At 35.4% G+C, this 17906-nt stretch carries 24 protein-coding genes; 18 read left to right on the forward strand and 6 right to left on the reverse strand.

Going from position 1 to position 17906, the window contains the following annotated elements; genetic code table 11:
• Positions 1-27 precede the first annotated feature (27 nt).
• From AB1284_RS08210 to AB1284_RS08220, 3 genes are all read left to right on the forward strand, one after another.
• Positions 28-393, forward strand: coding sequence for an ArsR/SmtB family transcription factor (locus tag AB1284_RS08210; RefSeq protein ID WP_429750254.1), 366 nt, complete (start codon positions 28-30; stop codon positions 391-393).
• Positions 383-823, forward strand: a complete 441-nt coding sequence (locus AB1284_RS08215; RefSeq protein ID WP_429750252.1) for a DNA mismatch repair protein — start codon at positions 383-385, stop codon at positions 821-823. Before AB1284_RS08210 ends, AB1284_RS08215 begins: the two co-directional genes overlap by 11 nt.
• Before the next feature lie 69 nt (positions 824-892).
• Positions 893-2635: a SulP family inorganic anion transporter gene (locus tag AB1284_RS08220; protein WP_429750250.1), complete on the forward strand. Its 1743-nt coding sequence runs from the start codon at positions 893-895 to the stop codon at positions 2633-2635.
• Positions 2636-2725: 90 nt separating this feature from the next.
• Here the strand turns inward: AB1284_RS08220 and AB1284_RS08225 are convergent, their stop codons facing one another.
• Complete coding sequence (locus AB1284_RS08225) at positions 2726-4120, reverse strand: PLP-dependent aminotransferase family protein (RefSeq protein ID WP_429750249.1); 1395 nt, start codon at positions 4118-4120, stop codon at positions 2726-2728.
• 129 nt (positions 4121-4249) lie between these two features.
• On the opposite strand from AB1284_RS08225, the gene AB1284_RS08230 reads away from it, so the two are divergent.
• A complete protein-coding gene (locus AB1284_RS08230) occupies positions 4250-4681 on the forward strand; it encodes a GNAT family N-acetyltransferase (protein WP_429750248.1) in 432 nt (143 codons plus the stop codon).
• 21 nt (positions 4682-4702) lie between these two features.
• Here the strand turns inward: AB1284_RS08230 and AB1284_RS08235 are convergent, their stop codons facing one another.
• Complete coding sequence (locus AB1284_RS08235) at positions 4703-4852, reverse strand: hypothetical protein (protein ID WP_429750246.1); 150 nt, start codon at positions 4850-4852, stop codon at positions 4703-4705.
• Between the two features lie 531 nt (positions 4853-5383).
• On the opposite strand from AB1284_RS08235, the gene AB1284_RS08240 reads away from it, so the two are divergent.
• From AB1284_RS08240 to AB1284_RS08265, 6 genes are all read left to right on the forward strand, one after another.
• Positions 5384-5950 carry a GNAT family N-acetyltransferase gene (locus tag AB1284_RS08240; protein WP_429750245.1) on the forward strand — a complete coding sequence of 189 codons (567 nt, stop codon included), beginning with the start codon at positions 5384-5386 and terminating at the stop codon, positions 5948-5950.
• A 5-nt stretch (positions 5951-5955) separates the two neighbouring features.
• The gene (locus AB1284_RS08245) at positions 5956-6507 is read left to right on the forward strand and encodes a 2'-5' RNA ligase family protein (RefSeq protein WP_429750243.1); all 552 of its coding nucleotides are present in this window, start codon (positions 5956-5958) and stop codon (positions 6505-6507) included.
• Positions 6504-6989 carry an N-acetyltransferase family protein gene (locus AB1284_RS08250; protein ID WP_429750242.1) on the forward strand — a complete coding sequence of 162 codons (486 nt, stop codon included), beginning with the start codon at positions 6504-6506 and terminating at the stop codon, positions 6987-6989. Before AB1284_RS08245 ends, AB1284_RS08250 begins: the two co-directional genes overlap by 4 nt.
• A 16-nt stretch (positions 6990-7005) precedes the next feature.
• Positions 7006-7449 carry a GNAT family N-acetyltransferase gene (locus AB1284_RS08255; RefSeq protein WP_429750240.1) on the forward strand — a complete coding sequence of 148 codons (444 nt, stop codon included), beginning with the start codon at positions 7006-7008 and terminating at the stop codon, positions 7447-7449.
• Positions 7450-7548: 99 nt separating this feature from the next.
• Positions 7549-8097 carry a GNAT family N-acetyltransferase gene (locus AB1284_RS08260; RefSeq protein ID WP_429750238.1) on the forward strand — a complete coding sequence of 183 codons (549 nt, stop codon included), beginning with the start codon at positions 7549-7551 and terminating at the stop codon, positions 8095-8097.
• A 64-nt stretch (positions 8098-8161) separates the two neighbouring features.
• Positions 8162-8455 (forward strand): antibiotic biosynthesis monooxygenase family protein, encoded by a 294-nt coding sequence (locus AB1284_RS08265; protein WP_429754319.1) that lies wholly within the window; start codon positions 8162-8164, stop codon positions 8453-8455.
• Between the two features lie 80 nt (positions 8456-8535).
• Here AB1284_RS08265 and AB1284_RS08270 read toward each other — a convergent pair whose 3' ends face one another.
• Positions 8536-9321 carry a GNAT family N-acetyltransferase gene (locus tag AB1284_RS08270; RefSeq protein WP_429750236.1) on the reverse strand — a complete coding sequence of 262 codons (786 nt, stop codon included), beginning with the start codon at positions 9319-9321 and terminating at the stop codon, positions 8536-8538.
• Positions 9322-9455: 134 nt separating this feature from the next.
• On the opposite strand from AB1284_RS08270, the gene ytfJ reads away from it, so the two are divergent.
• The 4 genes from ytfJ (at position 9456) to AB1284_RS08290 (ending at position 11475) form a co-directional block, all read left to right on the forward strand.
• Entirely contained in the window at positions 9456-9881 is a 426-nt protein-coding gene (gene ytfJ, locus AB1284_RS08275; RefSeq protein ID WP_429750234.1) for a GerW family sporulation protein, read from the forward strand.
• 161 nt (positions 9882-10042) lie between these two features.
• Positions 10043-10819 (forward strand): oxalate:formate antiporter, encoded by a 777-nt coding sequence (locus AB1284_RS08280; RefSeq protein WP_429750232.1) that lies wholly within the window; start codon positions 10043-10045, stop codon positions 10817-10819.
• A 52-nt stretch (positions 10820-10871) separates the two neighbouring features.
• Positions 10872-11192 (forward strand): hypothetical protein, encoded by a 321-nt coding sequence (locus tag AB1284_RS08285; RefSeq protein WP_429750230.1) that lies wholly within the window; start codon positions 10872-10874, stop codon positions 11190-11192.
• Between the two features lie 88 nt (positions 11193-11280).
• Entirely contained in the window at positions 11281-11475 is a 195-nt protein-coding gene (locus AB1284_RS08290) for a hypothetical protein (protein WP_429754318.1), read from the forward strand.
• A 140-nt stretch (positions 11476-11615) separates the two neighbouring features.
• Here AB1284_RS08290 and AB1284_RS08295 read toward each other — a convergent pair whose 3' ends face one another.
• Together AB1284_RS08295 and AB1284_RS08300 are read right to left on the reverse strand one after the other, a co-directional pair.
• Entirely contained in the window at positions 11616-12077 is a 462-nt protein-coding gene (locus AB1284_RS08295; protein ID WP_429750228.1) for a hypothetical protein, read from the reverse strand.
• Positions 12078-12437: 360 nt separating this feature from the next.
• Positions 12438-12776 carry a permease gene (locus AB1284_RS08300; RefSeq protein ID WP_336480366.1) on the reverse strand — a complete coding sequence of 113 codons (339 nt, stop codon included), beginning with the start codon at positions 12774-12776 and terminating at the stop codon, positions 12438-12440.
• A gap of 210 nt (positions 12777-12986) precedes the next feature.
• On the opposite strand from AB1284_RS08300, the gene AB1284_RS08305 reads away from it, so the two are divergent.
• The 4 genes from AB1284_RS08305 (at position 12987) to AB1284_RS08320 (ending at position 17244) form a co-directional block, all read left to right on the forward strand.
• Positions 12987-13667: a class I SAM-dependent methyltransferase gene (locus AB1284_RS08305; protein WP_429750226.1), complete on the forward strand. Its 681-nt coding sequence runs from the start codon at positions 12987-12989 to the stop codon at positions 13665-13667.
• An 81-nt stretch (positions 13668-13748) separates the two neighbouring features.
• Positions 13749-15437 carry a formate--tetrahydrofolate ligase gene (locus AB1284_RS08310; RefSeq protein WP_429754317.1) on the forward strand — a complete coding sequence of 563 codons (1689 nt, stop codon included), beginning with the start codon at positions 13749-13751 and terminating at the stop codon, positions 15435-15437.
• A gap of 90 nt (positions 15438-15527) precedes the next feature.
• The gene (locus tag AB1284_RS08315; protein WP_429750224.1) at positions 15528-16055 is read left to right on the forward strand and encodes a hypothetical protein; all 528 of its coding nucleotides are present in this window, start codon (positions 15528-15530) and stop codon (positions 16053-16055) included.
• 19 nt (positions 16056-16074) lie between these two features.
• Positions 16075-17244: a DEAD/DEAH box helicase gene (locus AB1284_RS08320; protein WP_429750222.1), complete on the forward strand. Its 1170-nt coding sequence runs from the start codon at positions 16075-16077 to the stop codon at positions 17242-17244.
• A gap of 48 nt (positions 17245-17292) precedes the next feature.
• On the opposite strand, the gene AB1284_RS08325 is transcribed toward AB1284_RS08320, so the two are convergent.
• The gene (locus AB1284_RS08325) at positions 17293-17898 is read right to left on the reverse strand and encodes a hydrolase (protein WP_429750220.1); all 606 of its coding nucleotides are present in this window, start codon (positions 17896-17898) and stop codon (positions 17293-17295) included.
• Positions 17899-17906 lie beyond the last annotated feature (8 nt).

Here is a 17906-nt window from a genome sequence, read left to right on the forward strand (position 1 = left end):
TTAATAATAAGTAATGGAGGTGTTTGAATGGGTGGGGAAATGCAACAATTTAAGGCTGATTTTTTTAAAGCCTTATCACATCCCTTGCGAATTCGTATTCTCGAATTGCTGTCAGAGGGGGAAAAAAGTGTAAATGAAATTCAAAGTATTCTTAACAAGGAAGGTTCCGCGGTTTCTCAGCAGTTAAGTGTATTACGTGCAAAAAATATTGTTGTTGGTACCAAAGATGGAAAACGAGTTTTATATTCTCTTCGTGATCCAATGATTATGAATTTATTAGAAGTTGCAAGGAAAATTTTTAATAACCATTTGATTGATACGATTTCAATGTTAGAAGAACTGGATGAAACTGACGGTGAAACTATAGACAAGGAGACACAGGTTGAGTATTGAGGTTAAGAAAGAAGTTGTTATCCAACACGGAATTGAAATATTTCGTTCAATAGGAGCTCATCACGTTTGTGATGTTTGTATTAAAAGTGGGAATTCTTGTTGTTTTTCGTGCCAACATTTACAAGATGGGGTTGGATGTCAAAAAAGGAATACAGCCTGTACAGCTTGGTTATGCGGATTTCAAAGTTTTTTATTTGATCAAATAGGATTACTGGATGAATGGAATCGTTTTTGGAGCGAAATTCCAGGGCAGATGTTTCGTAGAGATATGACGCCAGAGAAGGTATCGGTTACAGCACTTATAAATACACAGAAGCTAGATAGCCGAGATGGAGAACTTCTAGCAGAAAGGTTGAAAATCTACGTGCAAGAAGGCGGAGATATAGGTAAGTTAGAACGTCATTTGAACAGAACTTATAGTAAATATTAAGTTGATGTTCTCTAAAAAAAGATAAAGTTTGCAATTCAAATTTATTAAAAATAGAAAAGAAGGGTTTGTATGAAAGGGTTATTTACGGGAAGATTTGAAGGATACTCATTGGGACATTTCCAAAAGGATCTTCTTTCAGGAACGATTGTCGGGGTTGTTGCGATTCCACTTGCTATGTCTTTTGCTATCGCTTCTGGGGTGAAACCAGAGTATGGGATTTATACAACATGTATTGCTGGGATTCTCACTTCGCTATTTGGTGGTTCGAAGCATCAAATTGGAGGACCGACAGGTGCTTTTGTTCCGATTCTATTAGGCATTGTAATTACTTATGGATATGAAAATTTACTACTGGCGGGTTTATTAGCTGGAATACTCTTATGCCTTATGGGGATTTTTAAACTAGGATCTTTAATTAAGTTTATTCCACGTCCTGTAACAGTTGGTTTTACATCAGGTATTGCTGTTACTATTTTTACGGGACAAATTGCTGGCTTTTTGGGGCTGACAGGTATAAAAAAGCATGAGGCATTTATAGCAAATTTGAAGGAAATCTTTATCCATATTGATACCATCAATTTTTATAGTATTATAACTGCTTTGATTTGCCTTTTTGTGATATTGATAACACCAAAAATTTTGCCCAAAGTTCCTGGCTCATTAGTAGGTATTGTTATTTCAACTGTAATTGCAACGGTATTTTTCTCGGGTCATGTACCTACGATCGGTACAGCATATGGTGCGATTCCGAATACACTTCCTCAGTTCCATATTCCAGAAATCACATTGGATCGTATAAAACAGTTAATTGGTCCTGCATTTGTTATTGCAATGTTGGGTAGTATTGAATCTCTTTTATCCGCTGTCGTGGCAGATGGTATGACAAATAGTAAGCATAACAGCAACAAAGAGCTTATCGGTCAAGGAATTGCTAATATTGTTACACCGTTATTTGGAGGAATTCCGGCAACTGGAGCGATTGCCCGAACAGCAACTAACATTAGAAGTGGGGCTACTTCTCCTATGTCAGGTATTATTCATGGGGTACTTGTTTTACTAACGCTTTTACTGTTAGCTCCATCTGCTTCACATATTCCACTGGCTAGTATGGGGCCCATTTTAATGGTAGTAGCTTGGAATATGAGTGAACAAAAACATTTTGCTCACATCCTTAAAATGAAAACAGGAGATTCTCTTGTACTACTTGTAACATTTTTGTTTACTGTGTTTACAAGTTTGACAACAGCTGTAGAAATCGGTCTTATTTTAGCTATTATTTTATTTACAAAACGTATGAGTAACATGCTTGTTATATCTAAAGTGCTTCCTGATCATACAAGAAAGAACGAAAAGTTGCTGCCACATGTGGTGAATAAAACGCATGACTGCCCGCAAATTAGTATTTATACAATAGAAGGTCCGTTATTCTTTGGAGCTGCTCAAACGTTTGAACAAAACATTTTAGCAACTATTCATTATAAACCAAAAGTATTAATTTTACGTATGGGAAAGGTTCCTTTTATTGATACAACAGGAGAATCCTATTTTAGGAATATTGTTCATCATTTTAAAAAACAAGGTGGAGTACTTCTTGTTTCGGGAATTAAATCTGAGTTAAAAGCAACTTTAGATAAAAACGGATTGTATGCTGAAATTGGAGAAAAAAACTTTTTTGAACATACAGGGGAAGCTATTACTTATGCTTTAGAACAGTTGGATACAAAAAAATGTATAGGTTGTAAACATTTTGCTTTTCATGAATGTGCTCAACTTTCTCATCAATCTCAGCCAGTCAGTGCGTTAGATTATTGAAAAGTAAACATTTATTTTAAGATAATAAGAAATAAAAAAGTGCTGTAAACAGGAAAATATATTGTTTACAGCACTTTTTGTATATGTTACCTAAAACCAAGCTTTCTTCAATAATTGGATGGCAAAGGTAATATCGTTTGTTGATAATCCACCAAATCCCATCAATACGTAAGATTCCTTCTGTAAATCATTTACTGCATCATATAGAGAAAGAGGATATACTTTGACGCCTTTTTCAGCTGCCATATCAATAAGCTCATGTTCATTCATTCCGTTATGAACATGTAATACAATATGAAGTCCCGACTGGGAACCTATGATATCGACGAGAGGGCTCATTTCTTGTTGAATTGTATGTACTAATAATTGATGTTTTTTTTTATATACAGTGCGAATTCGGTTCAAGTGTCGATTCCAATAACCTTCTCTCATAAATGTTGCAAACGTGAGTTGTTGTATTTTTGAGACAGTTTGTTTGAAGATGGTGCCATTGTGTTGATAAGCTTTTAGCAAAGATTGTGGAAGAACCATATAACTCATTCGGAGTGAAGGCAAAAATGACTTTGAAAATGTTCCCATGTAAATGACACGTCCATTTGTATCTAATCCTTGTAAGGAAGGGATAGGTTTTCCTGTGTAACGAAATTCACCGTCATAATCATCTTCTATAATATAGCTATCAGTTTCACTAGCCCATTTTAGCAGCTCCATTCGACGGGAAAGTGGCATAATCATTCCGTATGGAAATTGATGAGAAGGTGTTACATATACAACATCAGCACCACTTTTAGATAAAGAGGAAATATGAATGCCTTTTTCATCTAAAGAAATGGGCTGTATATGTAATCCGCAGCTTTGCATGACAGCTCTTACTCTGTGAAAACCTGGATTTTCCATTGCATATGTGTACTCGCTCCCAAGCAATTGCAAAAGTAACCAAAGAAGAGATTGTGTACCTGCTCCAATGATAATTTGTTCTGGAGTAGAATGCACACCACGGGCTTGATAGAGATAACGAGAGATTTCAGAGCGAAGCTGCCATTCACCTTGAGGATTTTCTTTTGTAAATAAATCATTCTCATATTCTAGGAGGCAATTACTAGTTATCTTTTTCCAAGTTGACGATGGAAAAGAGGGTATATCAATGCTTCCATGACTGAAATCATAACGTAAATTCTCTTGAACAGGGTGCTCTTCATATGTAATATTTTTATTGTTTGTTGTTTGGATCATATCGTAATCTGCGTCAGCAACAAATAAACCTCGTTTTTGTTTGCTTTCTACATACCCTTCAGCTATTAATTGCTGATATGCATATTCCACTGTATTACGGCTTACACCAAGCTGCAAAGATAAATTACGGTGAGATGGAAGACGACTACCAATCTCAATATTTCCTTGTAAGATTTCTTGTTTGATATGGTTATAAATTTGTATGTAAAGCGGTATTTTACTTTCTGAATCTAATGGGATGATCAATTCCATTGGCATCTTCCTTTCAAACTGCCCCTGTAAAAAAGAATAAAACTGTCACTTACAAAAGGGGCATGAGCTTTTTATAATAACAATCATAAAACATTTTGAATTTTTTATAAATAATTGGAGGGAAAGAATATGAATACACGTGTACAAGAGGTAAAAACAGAACAAGAATTTTGTGAGGTGTTAACGGTATTACAGCAGTTGAGGCTCACACTTTCTCAAGAAGAAGCATTTTCTCTTTTAGGAAGAATGAGAGAAGAAAATTATCGTTTATTTGCTTTATATAATAGTGAGGGAGAAGTAGTGAGTTTAGCAGGAACGGCAATTTGTACAAATTTTTATAATAAGAAACATGTCTTTGTATATGATCTTGTTACAGCGGAAGCACATCGTTCAAAAGGACATGGAGAAAAAATACTATCGTATATTGAGGAGTGGGGGAAAGAGAATGATTGTACTTGTGTCGTATTAACTTCAGCATTTCCAAGAATAGATGCGCACCGTTTTTATGAAAGAGAAGGATATGAAAAGGTGAGTTATGCATTTCATAAGGAAATAAAATAAGGCAGAGGATAATCTTCTGCTTTATTTTATACAAAGAGTATGTTTTACTTTAAAGTCTTCTTTTTTCATTTGTACTACATAAGCATTACCAGTTGTTGCTATATGACGGAATCCAAAATTTTGTAAAACTTGTTGGCCAGAAATGTTGTTTTTTGCAATAAGATCTATCATAATCTCTCCGTTAAACTCTTTAAAGTAATATTCTAAAAATAAACACATTCCTTCTTTTGCATACCTAATTCCACGATGTTTGTACTAAATTTTGATATTAAATTCTGCAGTTTTTGTATTTAAATCATATCTACCAAAGCTAACTTTTCCTATAGGGACATCAATATTTGTGTAGATTAAAGTGTAAAGGTGTTTTCTATCAGTCGGTTCAACATTTTTCTCATCCAGCTAGAGCTTTTTAATATATATATTTGGGCTATTTCGTTTGAACATGAAATTTCCCCCTCACAATTTTCCTTAACATAGAAAACCTCCAAAAAATATTTTTACAATATTATACAAAATATATCTATTTGTTTTGATTTTTCAGAAAAAATATTATAATTGATAGAACTAGTAAAGAAATATAGTATCTTTTTAGTTCCTTTCATGATAGACAAGGGTGTCTCGTACTATCTTTGATAGTTCAGATTACACAGTATATTGCTACATGGTAATTGAAGGATGAGAAAGCAAGCATAGGAGGCAGTTATGAAACAATTTTATGTAAAAGGGGAAAAAATAGCTATTAGAATGATAGAAGAAGAGGATTTATTTCCGCTTTGGCAAGAAATATATAAAGAGGAAAAACCAGAATGGAAAAGGTGGGACGCACCGTATTTTCCTTTTGTAAGACAAGAATTTTCGGTATTTCAGGAAAGAATACATTCTAAGCTTGAGAAAGACCCGTATTCACAGCTCATCATCGAAAAAGATAGTGAAATCATAGGGATCGTAACGTATTACTGGGAGCATGAGCCTTCACGTTGGTTAGAAATGGGCATTACTATTTACAATCCAACATATTGGAATGGAGGTTATGGTACAGAAGCTTTACGTATGTACATTGACTTGCTATTCCAACATATGACGATTGGAAGAATAGGTTTGACAACATGGTCAGGAAATAGCCGCATGATGAAAGTTGCTGAGAAGCTTGGCATGCAATTAGAAGGAAGAATGAGAAAATGCCGTTATTATAATGGAGAGTATTACGATTCGATTCGGATGGGGATGATCCGTGAGGAATGGGAAGAAATGAAAGCAACGAGGAGATGAGCAGTTTGTACGCAGTTATTGTAACGTTTGATGAAATATTTACAACACACATATATAAGAAGTGGGGTGAATTAAGTGATTTGTCACCTTATATAAACAATATTGAAGGAATGGAACCGCATATTACATTAGCAGATTATAAGCAGCTTGATGTTCAGACATTTAAGCAAGAGCTGCATCACTTTTCAAAGCGTATGAAAGCTATTGAAAGTGAATTTTCTCATATAGGGAGTTTCCCGGCAAATGGAACGGTGTTTTATGCACCGACGACGACAACAAACCTGAAACAGTTTCATACAAACTATCATGAATATTTTAGTTGTTTTCAAGATAATACAGATTCCTATTATGTACCAGATAAATGGGTTCCGCATTGTACAGTAGCAAGTAGACTAACGGAAATACAATTAGGAAAAGCTTTTCAACATGTATGCGAGAACTTTGAAGCGATGAGAGCGGTAGTAGATTGTATTAAATTAATTCAAGTCGTATATGAAGACGGAATGTGTGTGAAGTGTAACATATTAGCAGAGTATAGATTGGGGGAGTCTTTATGAATTTTGTCATTCGTGAAATGAAAGAAGAAGATATTCCATCTGTACAACATGTGGCCAAGACTTCTTGGAATGATACATATAAAGACATTATTCCGGTACCGGTGCAAGAGAAGTTTTTACAGCATGCTTATTCTCATGATATGATGAGCCGCCGTTTACAACATTCACACTTATTTGTAGGAGAAGTGGACGGGAAAGTTGTTGGATTTGCAAATTTTTCACCGATAAAGCATCAATATGAAACGGAGTTAGGGGCAATTTATTTATTGCCTGAATATCAAGGTAGTGGTATGGGAACAGCGTTGTTGCGTAAAGGAATTACAACATTAGAAGGTATTAAGAAGATATATATTAACGTAGAAACAGAGAATAAAAAAGGGAAAGCATTTTATAATGCAAAGGGGTTTGCAGTGGTAGATGCGTTCGTGGAAGACTTTGATGGTTATATGTTAAAAACACTCAGAATGGTATTGCATGTTTAACAGGGGAGAGATTCATATGATCCAAAGAGCAACTGAAAGCGATACGGAAAAAATTTTAGTTCATGCGGCCGAGTCTTTATATGAAGGGACTATGAAGACGAGTAAATGTAGCCAAGAGAAAGTACTAGAAATTACGGTACCGCTTTTAGAAAACGGAGCATTTTATCTTGTTATAAAACAAGATGATATTTTGAATGGATGGATATTGATTGGAAGTAATAAGGACTATTTTTCTGGAGAAGTAATAGGTTTCATTTATGAATTGTATGTGTTGCCTTCTTATCGTGGACAAGGTCTTTCCCGCCGGCTTATGAGAGCAGCAGTTGATGAACTTTATAAACTAGGATACTCAGAAATTCGTTTGAACGTGTTTGCAGGGAATTTTGCAAAAGAATTGTATAAAGAGATGGGATTTGTTGAGCGGCAAATTGTTATGAGCTTGAAACGTGAGGGGATGTAATTTTGATAGAAACATGAAATCAAACTTTTAAATCTAAAAATAATGATAAGAAAGCATTTGAATGGGGATAAAGGATTATATTTGAGGAGGATATATGTATTGAAGGGTAATTTAGTAGAATTACGAGCTATTACAAAAGAAAACATGAACTCTCTTTATAAATGGCGCAATGATGATGAAGTGAGTTACTGGGCGACAGGAAATTCACCATTTTTTACAAATGTTTCAATGGAACATTTAGACCATTTTTTTGAACAAGTATCGAATTTAAATAAAAAAGATGAATGTGTGTTTGCTGTTTACACGTTAGAGGGGAAATATATCGGAATAGCAGACTATAGAGATGTAGATGCGGTGACACATAAGGCGGTAATTGGCTTGACGATAGGGGATAAAGAATATTGGGGAAAAGGGTTTGGAACAGACGCCATACAAACACTTGTAAAACATTTATTTTTAAACTTAAATATGAGAAAAATTCAGCTTGATACATGGAGCGGGAATAAAAGGGCAATTCGTTCCTATGAAAAGTGCGGATTTCAAGTGGAGGGTGTTCTTCGTGAAGATGTGTATGTAAATGGAGAATACTACGATACTGTGATAATGGGTTTATTCCGAAAAGAATGGAATCGAGATGTAATAAAGTGAAACTTCCATCAGTGAGGGTTTTACTGCCCACGAATAGCAAGATAAAAAGTTAGGAGATGAGATGATGATATTAGAAGCAGCGATGCTCCAAGTGAAGCGCGGGTTGGAAAATGAATTTGAAAATGCTTTTCAAGAGGCGTCTAGCATTATTTCTTCTATGAAAGGTTACCGAGGTCATACGCTTCATAAATGTATAGAAACGACAGGGAAATATCTTTTATTAGTGAACTGGGAGACGTTAGAAGATCATACGGAAGGGTTTCGGAAATCGAGTGAATATGAAGAATGGAAAAAGAGATTGCATCATTTTTATAAGCCGTTTCCAGTTGTTGAGCATTTTCAACATGTGGAGTCGTGAGAGAAGAAAGTATAATTGTAATAAAGTGAAGCTGCCATCAGTGGGAAATGAAGATATTTTACGCTGATGGCAGTTTCACTTTAGCGATACATTGTCCAAGTTCCAATATCCTTAAAGCCTAATCGTTTATAAATCCGTCCAGCGGCAGGGTTACTGTAAAATAAACAAAGTGTTCTTCCTTCGGCGATAAAGTCTTGAATCATTTTACTTATGATTTGAGAAGCATATCCTTTTCCGCGATGATTTGAGTGTGTACATACACCTACAACCATCGCAGATAATGAATTTTCAGCAGATGTGGACGCGCACGCGATAATTTCTCCGTTTTCTTCTATGTAATATGTCCGTCCAGTGTTTGTTTCAATTGCTTGGAGAAGGAGTTTACCTGCATTGTTTGCCATCTTAAATTCAGCAATTTGTTTTCGTAAATGCATAATACGATCTACGTCTGCAACAGTTGCTATTTTTATGTCTTCTTTATTTATATCTGTTACTAACTGTTTATCGGTTGTACATTCACAAAAGTATGAATGAAGTTTTTTACCAAGGTTTAGATTATCAAGATTTTCAAACTGTTCTACAACCTCTGATTTTCCAGATAGTTTAATGTAGTCATGGTTAGTAAACTGATCAATGAAAGCTTCTGGCTGAAATGAAGTTTCCGCATAGGCAATAAAGGAATCGTGGAATCTCAATAGAACAGCTTGTAATTTATTTTCTATCGTAAACTGCCCCCATAATTCTTGAAAATCTTGATCATATCCAAACGCCTCAATATCACCAATTAAGAATAAATTGAATGCTGCTTCTTTCTTTAAAAAAGAAAGTACTTGTTGGTGCTCCTGTTTTGTTAATTTTCGAATCATGTTTGCCACAACCTCCTTTTGTTTGTATTTTCTAAATATTAGTACGTATTATTTTAAAAATCAACGAAAAATTTATGTTTAGTTCACAATGTTTAGGAAAAACTAGGAAAGATATGAAAAAGGAGGTTAGAATGATGGATCATCCAATTCAAGGGCTAATGAAAGCTGCTATGGAAAATTTAAAAGAAATGGTTGATGTAAATACAATTGTTGGTGAACCTGTTCAAACAGCAGATGGCGGTGTTGTTTTAACTGTTTCAAAAGTAGCATTTGGTTTTGGGGCAGGTGGGTCAGATTTTTCCACAAATGACGTGCAAAAGGCACAAAGTCATCCTGCATTTGGTGGTGGTAGTGCAGGGGGAGTTTCTATTACACCGGTGGCCTTTCTAGTTGTGAATAAGGATGGTGTAAATATTCTCCATTTGCAAAATGCAACGCACTTGGCAGAGAAAGTAATTGAACTTGCACCGCAAACAATTGATAAGATTCAGTCGATCTTTCAAAATAATAAAAAACAGGATAGTTCGCATTATCCACAAAATCCAGATGAAATTGCATAAAAAATGCCTGTTTATAAGCAGGCATTTTTTCTTGTAATGGTGATGTAATAAAACTCATAAAAATGTAAATAGTTTTTATAGTTTTTTCTATGTTTCTAAAAATTTTCGTGATAAAATATCCTATAGTATTGAAACATATAAAACGAAGGTGGCTAGGTGCTTTGTCTGGAGGATCTGACCAAATCAAAAATATGATTTATATTAATGGTAATCGTCGCAATCATTGTTTTATCACATCTGGAATTACTTTTGAGGAGTTTGCAAGCAATATTCCTTCACCGCTTCATCAAGTCCTGCTTTTAAAGCATAGTTTTGAATGGACTGATTTAAATTATCACACCTTATTTGAATATGCAGAAGAAGAGAACATACATAAATTAATTGCAGCAGATGTTGAAGAGTTTGAAGAATTTTGCTGGGTTGATTTTGATGATGTAAATGACTTGGATGAATTAGAGCCAAAAGAAATTGCAGAATTGCTATATTTGGCGCACAAAAAGGAACCGCTTAGGAAGGCTTTTTTTCCACTTTTGAAAAATAGGTTCGTTTATCTTTCTCATGATGATGGCTGGTATAATAAAGTATATTATCGAAGAATGCAAGACTTTGTTGGAATGCTTACTAAGGTAATTCCCTATAAAATTGGCTCATTCGGAAAAAAACGATTCGCATTCTTTCAAAAATCGAAAATCTATCCAGCAATTTCAAAAGAGGTTATTCTCGAACTTCTGCCATTTATGGAAGATGGTTTATACTTGGACTTAGCAGGAAAAATAGAATCAAGACGTGGTTTAGAGATTCCTGTCTATGTCATCGGCTCGTATGAAAGTACAAATGAAGTTCTAGATGGTTTAGAAGATTTGAAAAGTGAAGCTTCTAAAACGGGATGGCTTATCTTTGATAAGAAAGAACAAGAGTGGCAGTGGATAATGAATTAAGGGAACTTGGCGATATACGTCAAGTTTTCTTTCTTTTGGGAAAGGAGACAAAATGGAGAAGACTTTCACAATAGTAGGTATTAGTAGTATTATATTTGTAGCAATTTTATTATTAACTTGTCCGAAAGAAGCAGATTTTCAAAAACATTTAGAAGATGAATATTCAATTGTATGTAATGAAGTGAGTTTTAATTGTACACAGAAAAAAGATAATAAAGAAGAGAAACTGGAGTTTGTTAGTAGTGATGTTCAAAATCGAGTATTCTTTATGAAAATAGAACAAACCTTTCAAACAGAAACAGGAAAAAAGAAGAGGTATAGTGCCATTGGAATATTGGGGATGTTCCTCTTTTCATCTGAAAAGACTTTCTAATGTTTAGAAGGTCTTTTTTTTATACTCTTCTTCATATAGTTATGGTAAGACAGGCTTTGGGGAGGAGATTATTTTGCAAAAGACTTGTATGATTTGTGGAGGGGAAGATTTTTTTTCGTCCACTTTATATGCCCGTACAAAACAAGATTGGGCATATGCTCCGAATATGTATCGCTTTGAAAAAGTATTTATTGAACAGCGAGATGAGGAGAACTATCCTGTGTTTCAAGAAATTACCGCTTATCATTGCAGTGGTTGCGGTTATGTGATGTTATTTCGTTAATAAGCAAAGGGATACAACAAATACAACAATTATTGAATGGATGTATTTGCTGTATCCCGTACGGAAAGTGTAGTAAGCTTTCATTTAAGAAAAGAAGATAGATGGGGCCTTCCTATCGGTGGGAAGGGGTATATCATTCTTTAAGGGATGAAAAGTTTGGGACCGTCATCAGAAAGTTGTTGTTTTGAAATGAAAAGTTTAGGATTCCCATAAGAAAGTTGTTGTTTCGTATTGGGACTTTCAATTGCTGAATTTGTACCACTTGTACTGTATGTTCCACAACCGCTTGCTACTTGAGTAGCTGATGAATTGAACTCGTTCTCTCCCGTGAGATTAATCTGGTTATTAATAATAATGATGATTTCTTCTTCTGTACAGCATGTTTTATAGTCTTCATGTGATTCGTACTGGGTGCCTTCATTTTTTGCTTTTCCTTCAGCACTGCTTAGACCTGCGCCACTTGCTAGTTGTGTAGTATTTGGTGCATTAGTGAATTGGTTGTTAATAACAATTACAACTTTTAGCTTCTCAGTTATAGACTGTTCAACGATAGTTTGCTGTCCGTCTAACTCAATAGAGGCATCTACTTGTTTATTTTCCAAACTGTTATAACAACTCCTTTTTTAATAAATTATATGTAATAGGATGGCATCTGAAATGGACACTCCTCTAAGTTTAGAGTGAATAATTTACTCAATTATAAAGCGCAATAATGCGGGGGATAGATTGGCAAGCTAAAAAAGAAGTGAAGATTCACTCCTTTTTTAGCTTGCCAATATTTTTTGTTTTAGTTCTTTATCCCGCTATTTGTAGGCAGTAAGATCCCCCACCTCAAGATTGAAAGAAGCAAAGAAGATATGTGGGGAATAACTGCTGGCATGTGCCCGATTGGTGAGAGCTTTCTATCAGTGGGGGATGAAGCCCCCCACTGATAAAAGTTTCACTTTATAAGAAAGCGCCCTTTAAAAGGCTGATAAGAAGAGAGGATATAATAAACTGAAAAGCAGAGAAAATCCTCCAAAGCCAATAGCTGTATATCCAAGTGTTTTTGCTTCATAACGAACAGCGAGAAGTCCAATTAAGATGGAAAGAGATCCAAATGTAATAGGATAGAAAGCAATTGAAAATAAAGAGAGAAATAATGCAATGTACCCAACAATTGTACCAACGTCCGTTCTGTCTTCTTCTTTATGGATTTCTTTACGACGACGTCTAATTGGAAGGCGCTGAGGGGTAATTTCTACCGCATATTCTTCCTGTTTTTCTCCGCTTTTTAAATGATGCGTTCGTTTCTTTTGCAATGAATAGCCCTCTCTTTCGATTTAGGGTATGTTTAGTATTTTTTATAAAGAAAAAAACATGCTTGTTATTTATATCCAAACAAATAAAAAAATCGAGAAAGTAATTGTCCGTTGCTATGTTATCCATCTCTCCTTAAGAATAAACAGGAATAATGTAAAATGATGTAGAATGACTTTTAAGTAGAGGTAAAATGTAAAGGTGGGACAATAATGACAAAATTTAATTGGCATGAAGCAGCACAGCAGAAATGGGATAATAATGCTGATTTTTGGAATCAAAATAGTCAAGAAATGTGGGATAGTGGCAGCCGTAGTACAATTATTCCATTTTTTCAAAAATACATACGAAACGGGGCAACTGTTCTTGATGTAGGGTGTGGAGATGGATATGGCACATACAAACTAAATAAAGCTGGTTACAAGGCTTGTGGTATTGATTTATCAGAGCAAATGATTGAAAAAGGAAAAGAACGCGGTGAAGGTCCTAATTTATCGTTTGTAGTAGGAGATCTTGCTGTATTACCATTTCAAGATGAGGAGTTTGTGTCAGTTTTAGCAGTAAATTCATTAGAATGGGCGGAAGCACCTCTTCAAGCATTGCAAGAAATAAAGCGGGTATTAGTACCAGAAGGTTTTGCATGTATTGCCATTTTAGGACCAACAGCAAAGCCGCGTGAAAATAGCTATCCACGTCTATATGGAAAAGATGTCATTTGTAATACGATGATGCCGTGGGAGTTTCAAAAGCTTGCACAGGAGCAAGGATTGCAAATGATAGATGGAATAGGGGTATATAAGCGAGGGGTAGATGAAAAGATGATCGGACAACTTCCGCTTGAATTGCAGCAAGCTTTAACATTTATGTGGGTATTTATGCTTCAAAAGAAGTAACTTGTAGGAGGATTATAAGTGCAGAAAATACAAAAAACTGATACAATATTTCCAGAATCAATTAAAGGGGGACTAGGGAATATGACAGCAACTACTACAGTAAAATCTGATATTGAAATTGCACAAGAAGCAAGCATGAAGAGAATCCAAGAGATTGCATCAGAATTAAACATTTTAGAAGAAGAATTAGAGCCGTACGGTCATTATAAAGGGAAGTTATCTCTTGAAATTTTTAAGCGCTTACAAGGAAAAGAAGATGGAAAAATTGTTTTAGTTACAGCGATTAACCCTACTCCAGCAGGGGAAGGGAAATCAACTGTAACAGTTGGCTTAGGGCAAGCTTTTAATAAAATTGGTAAAAAGGCAGTTATTGCACTTCGTGAACCATCTCTTGGACCAACTATGGGATTAAAAGGTGGTGCAGCGGGCGGCGGTTATTCGCAAGTCGTACCAATGGAAGATATTAATCTTCACTTTACAGGTGATATACATGCGATTACAACTGCAAATAATGCACTTGCAGCATTTATCGATAACCATATTCAACAAGGAAATGATCTTCGCATCGATACACGTAAAATTGTATGGAAGCGTTGTGTAGATTTAAATGACCGTGCGCTTCGCAATGTTGTAATCGGTCTAGGCGGACCAGTACAAGGCGTACCGCGTGAAGATGGTTTTGATATTACAGTTGCATCTGAAATTATGGCTGTATTTTGCCTAGCGACAGATGTACAAGATTTAAAAGTACGTCTAGCTCGTATTGTTGTAGCTTACAATATGGATAATGAGCCTGTAACAGTAAAAGATTTAGGAGTAGAAGGTGCATTAACACTTCTCTTAAAAGATGCGTTAAAACCAAACTTAGTACAAACGTTAGAAAATACACCGGCAATTATTCATGGTGGACCATTTGCCAACATTGCACACGGTTGTAACAGTGTAATCGCAACAACAATGGCAGCTAAACTTGGTGATTATGTGATTACGGAGTCTGGTTTTGGTGCAGATTTAGGTGCTGAAAAATTCTTAGATATTAAGGCGCGAGCAGCAGGTATTAAGCCGGAAGCTGTTGTCATTGTTGCGACAATTCGTGCTCTTAAAATGCATGGCGGCGTAGCGAAAGAGGGGTTAAAAGAAGAAAATGTTGATGCGTTAGCAAAAGGGATGGAAAATTTACAAAAACACGTTGAAACGATTCAAGCATTTGGTGTTCCATTTGTTATTGCGATTAACAAATTTATTACAGATACAGATGCTGAAGTAGAGTACTTACAAACTTGGTGCGGTGAGCGCGGTTACGAAGTATCATTAACAGAAGTATGGGAAAAAGGTGGTCAAGGCGGTGTTGACCTAGCAGAGAAAGTATTAAAAGTAATTGAAAAAGGTGAAAATAAATACGCACCTTTATATGATTTAGAACTTTCATTAGAAGAAAAAATTCGTACAATTGCTCAAAAAGTATATGGTGCAAAAGATATCGAATTTGCACCAAAAGCTCGCAAGCAATTAACGCAATTTTCGGGAGAAGGATGGGGCAACCTGCCAATTTGTATGGCGAAAACACAGTATTCTCTTTCTGATGATGCAACAAAATTAGGGCGCCCAACTGACTTTGTTGTAACAATTCGTGAGTTAAAACCATCAATTGGTGCTGGATTTATTGTAGCATTAACAGGAACAATGTTAACAATGCCGGGTCTTCCGAAGAAACCAGCAGCTCTTCAAATGGACGTAAATGAAGATGGAAAAGCAGTAGGTTTATTTTAAAAGGTTGTATTTCTTCTCTTTTATCGGTAAACTATACGTACATCACGCAGCGCCTTTCGATGGAAAGGCGCTTGTTTTTTGGAGGAATATATGTTTGATCCAACTGCTTTTGAAAATTTAAAAGTTGTCGTTGAAGGAGCAGTATATGATTTTGATTTGCATGCTGACATCATTGTAACTGACAGAAAAGATATAATGGATCTCGCATCGCTTAGTCGTACATATACCATTTCGTTTCAATTGAGAGAATATATAGGGTCATTAGTAGAAGCGACATTTTTATTATCAGTCGATGCAGAAAACTTATCAAGTGAGATATTAGAGGTGCAAAATTTTGTGCCAGGCTGTGAAATGAAGCTGTTCTTTACATTTTCTTTAAAGCACCCAGAAAAAGATTGTCAAGAAATCGAAGCGTTGCTACAATCCATATGGGGAAAAGAACGAATGATTACGCAGCAAATTTCATACGAATATAATAAGCAAGCGATTTCATATCATAACAAGGTAGGAATCTTATTTCAAAAAGCGATTACAGAAGACCATGTTGATGACTTAATAGCTGTTATTTCTCATATGATAGAAACGATGCGAACAATACAACAATTTCTTCAAAAATAGAGATAAAGGAGAAAAAGAAATGATAAAAGAGATGCAACCATTTTTGCTACAAGCTTGGGAGAAGGCTGGTTTTAAAGAGTTTACTGAAATCCAAAAGCAAGCTATTCCAACTATTCTAGAAGGACAAGATGTTATTGCGGAATCTCCAACTGGGACAGGTAAAACATTAGCGTATTTATTGCCACTTTTACATAAAATTAATCCTGAAGTGAAACAACCTCAAGTTGTAATTTTAGCACCGACGCGTGAACTTGTAATGCAAATTCATGAAGAAGTGCAAAAGTTTACCGCAGGTACTGAAATTTCGGGTGCTTCTTTAATAGGTGGTGTGGATATTAAGCGTCAAGTAGAGAAGTTAAAGAAACATCCGCGAGTAATCGTTGGATCACCTGGACGTATTTTAGAACTAATCCGCATGAAGAAATTGAAAATGCATGAAGTGCAAACAATTGTATTTGATGAGTTTGATCAAATCGTAAAACAAAAGATGATAGATGCTGTGTCTGATGTAATTAAATCGACAATGCGCGATCGTCAAGTAGTATTCTTCTCTGCAACAATGACAAAAGATGCAGAAGAAGTAGCGCGTGATTTTGCCGTTGAACCTCAAATGATTCGCGTAAAACGCACGGAAACAAAGAGCCTTGTTGAGCATATGTATATCGTTTGTGAACGTCGTGAAAAGAATGAGTATATTAGAAGAATTATGCATACTGGCGATGTGAAAGCAGTTGCCTTTTTAAATGATCCATTCCGTTTAGATGAAATTGCGGAAAAACTGAAATTCCGTAAGATGAAAGCAGCAGCTCTTCATGCAGAAGCAAATAAACAAGAACGTGAAGCAACGATGCGCGCATTCCGTCAAGGAAAAGTAGAAATTTTATTAGCCACAGATATTGCAGCACGGGGATTAGATATTGATGATTTAACACATGTAATTCATTTAGAATTACCAGATACACTCGATCAATATATTCATCGTTCAGGACGTACAGGACGTATGGGTAAAGAAGGCACAGTCGTTTCGCTTGTAACACCGCAAGAAGAGAAGAAGTTACTTCAATTTGCGAAGAAGTTAGGTATTCAGTTCAATAAGCAAGAAATGTTTAAAGGATCGTTTGTTGAATCGAAACCGAAAACTCCAAAGAAAAAGAAACCTGCATTTAATGGGAAGAAGAAATCTAGATAAATTGAAAAGCCGTGACTACGAATATTATGTAGTCACGGCTTTTCTTTATCAGGTCATACACAGTTGTTCTAAACAGAAAACACTTTTATGAAGAGAAGTTTCTATGTAACCAATGATTTGATTCAATGTAAATACTTGTAGAGGTTCATATAAATCTTGTTGTGGGTACAACATATCCTCGAAAACTAATGCTTTAAAAGAATGAATGTTTTCTTCGGGTACTTCTTCGATACCTACCAAATTCGCGTTCATACTTAAGATATGAAATAAACTCTTATCTTTATCATAAGAATGTAGCAACTTTCCGTTTAAAAGCTTAAAGTCATGATGATAGAGAGAAAGGAGGTTAGGGTCATAATCTATTCGACTTTTAAGCCATGGAAGATAAAAACTTTGTAGCCACATATCATCGGCAATGAGATGTGTATAGTACCCTAATATAAAAGGGGAATCTTTATATGCTTTATATTTATGAAGAAATGCTTCGTAATCAATCCTTCTTGTGTAGTTCTTTACTGTACCTGTATAAAAGTGCGATATTTCTTTTTCATTTCTAGAATGAACTGCATCAGCAGCAACTCCTCCCAGTAGGAAGGAAGTTTTGTCCTGAATAGCCAATTTCTCTGAAATACAATTCGCGATAATTACATGCATAATTCTTG

This window comes from Bacillus sp. S2(2024) (assembly GCF_050474045.1).
Classification (GTDB): domain Bacteria; phylum Bacillota; class Bacilli; order Bacillales; family Bacillaceae_G; genus Bacillus_A; species Bacillus_A yunxiaonensis.

Excerpts from the sequence above, each read along its gene's own strand:
- AB1284_RS08305 (WP_429750226.1), top strand. The coding sequence starts at position 12,987 with ATGACAAAATTTAATTGGCATGAAGCAGCACAGCAGAAATGGGATAAT.
- AB1284_RS08315 (WP_429750224.1), top strand. The coding sequence starts at position 15,528 with ATGTTTGATCCAACTGCTTTTGAAAATTTAAAAGTTGTCGTTGAAGGA.
- AB1284_RS08220 (WP_429750250.1), top strand. The coding sequence starts at position 893 with ATGAAAGGGTTATTTACGGGAAGATTTGAAGGATACTCATTGGGACAT.
- AB1284_RS08210 (WP_429750254.1), top strand. The coding sequence starts at position 28 with ATGGGTGGGGAAATGCAACAATTTAAGGCTGATTTTTTTAAAGCCTTA.
- AB1284_RS08230 (WP_429750248.1), top strand. The coding sequence starts at position 4,250 with ATGAATACACGTGTACAAGAGGTAAAAACAGAACAAGAATTTTGTGAG.
- AB1284_RS08255 (WP_429750240.1), top strand. The coding sequence starts at position 7,006 with ATGATCCAAAGAGCAACTGAAAGCGATACGGAAAAAATTTTAGTTCAT.
- AB1284_RS08270 (WP_429750236.1), bottom strand. The coding sequence starts at position 9,321 with ATGATTCGAAAATTAACAAAACAGGAGCACCAACAAGTACTTTCTTTT.
- ytfJ (WP_429750234.1), top strand. The coding sequence starts at position 9,456 with ATGGATCATCCAATTCAAGGGCTAATGAAAGCTGCTATGGAAAATTTA.
- AB1284_RS08285 (WP_429750230.1), top strand. The coding sequence starts at position 10,872 with ATGGAGAAGACTTTCACAATAGTAGGTATTAGTAGTATTATATTTGTA.
- AB1284_RS08265 (WP_429754319.1), top strand. The coding sequence starts at position 8,162 with ATGATATTAGAAGCAGCGATGCTCCAAGTGAAGCGCGGGTTGGAAAAT.
- AB1284_RS08240 (WP_429750245.1), top strand. The coding sequence starts at position 5,384 with ATGAAACAATTTTATGTAAAAGGGGAAAAAATAGCTATTAGAATGATA.
- AB1284_RS08225 (WP_429750249.1), bottom strand. The coding sequence starts at position 4,120 with ATGGAATTGATCATCCCATTAGATTCAGAAAGTAAAATACCGCTTTAC.
- AB1284_RS08250 (WP_429750242.1), top strand. The coding sequence starts at position 6,504 with ATGAATTTTGTCATTCGTGAAATGAAAGAAGAAGATATTCCATCTGTA.
- AB1284_RS08325 (WP_429750220.1), bottom strand. The coding sequence starts at position 17,898 with ATGCATGTAATTATCGCGAATTGTATTTCAGAGAAATTGGCTATTCAG.
- AB1284_RS08320 (WP_429750222.1), top strand. The coding sequence starts at position 16,075 with ATGATAAAAGAGATGCAACCATTTTTGCTACAAGCTTGGGAGAAGGCT.
- AB1284_RS08235 (WP_429750246.1), bottom strand. The coding sequence starts at position 4,852 with ATGATAGATCTTATTGCAAAAAACAACATTTCTGGCCAACAAGTTTTA.
- AB1284_RS08290 (WP_429754318.1), top strand. The coding sequence starts at position 11,281 with ATGATTTGTGGAGGGGAAGATTTTTTTTCGTCCACTTTATATGCCCGT.
- AB1284_RS08310 (WP_429754317.1), top strand. The coding sequence starts at position 13,749 with ATGACAGCAACTACTACAGTAAAATCTGATATTGAAATTGCACAAGAA.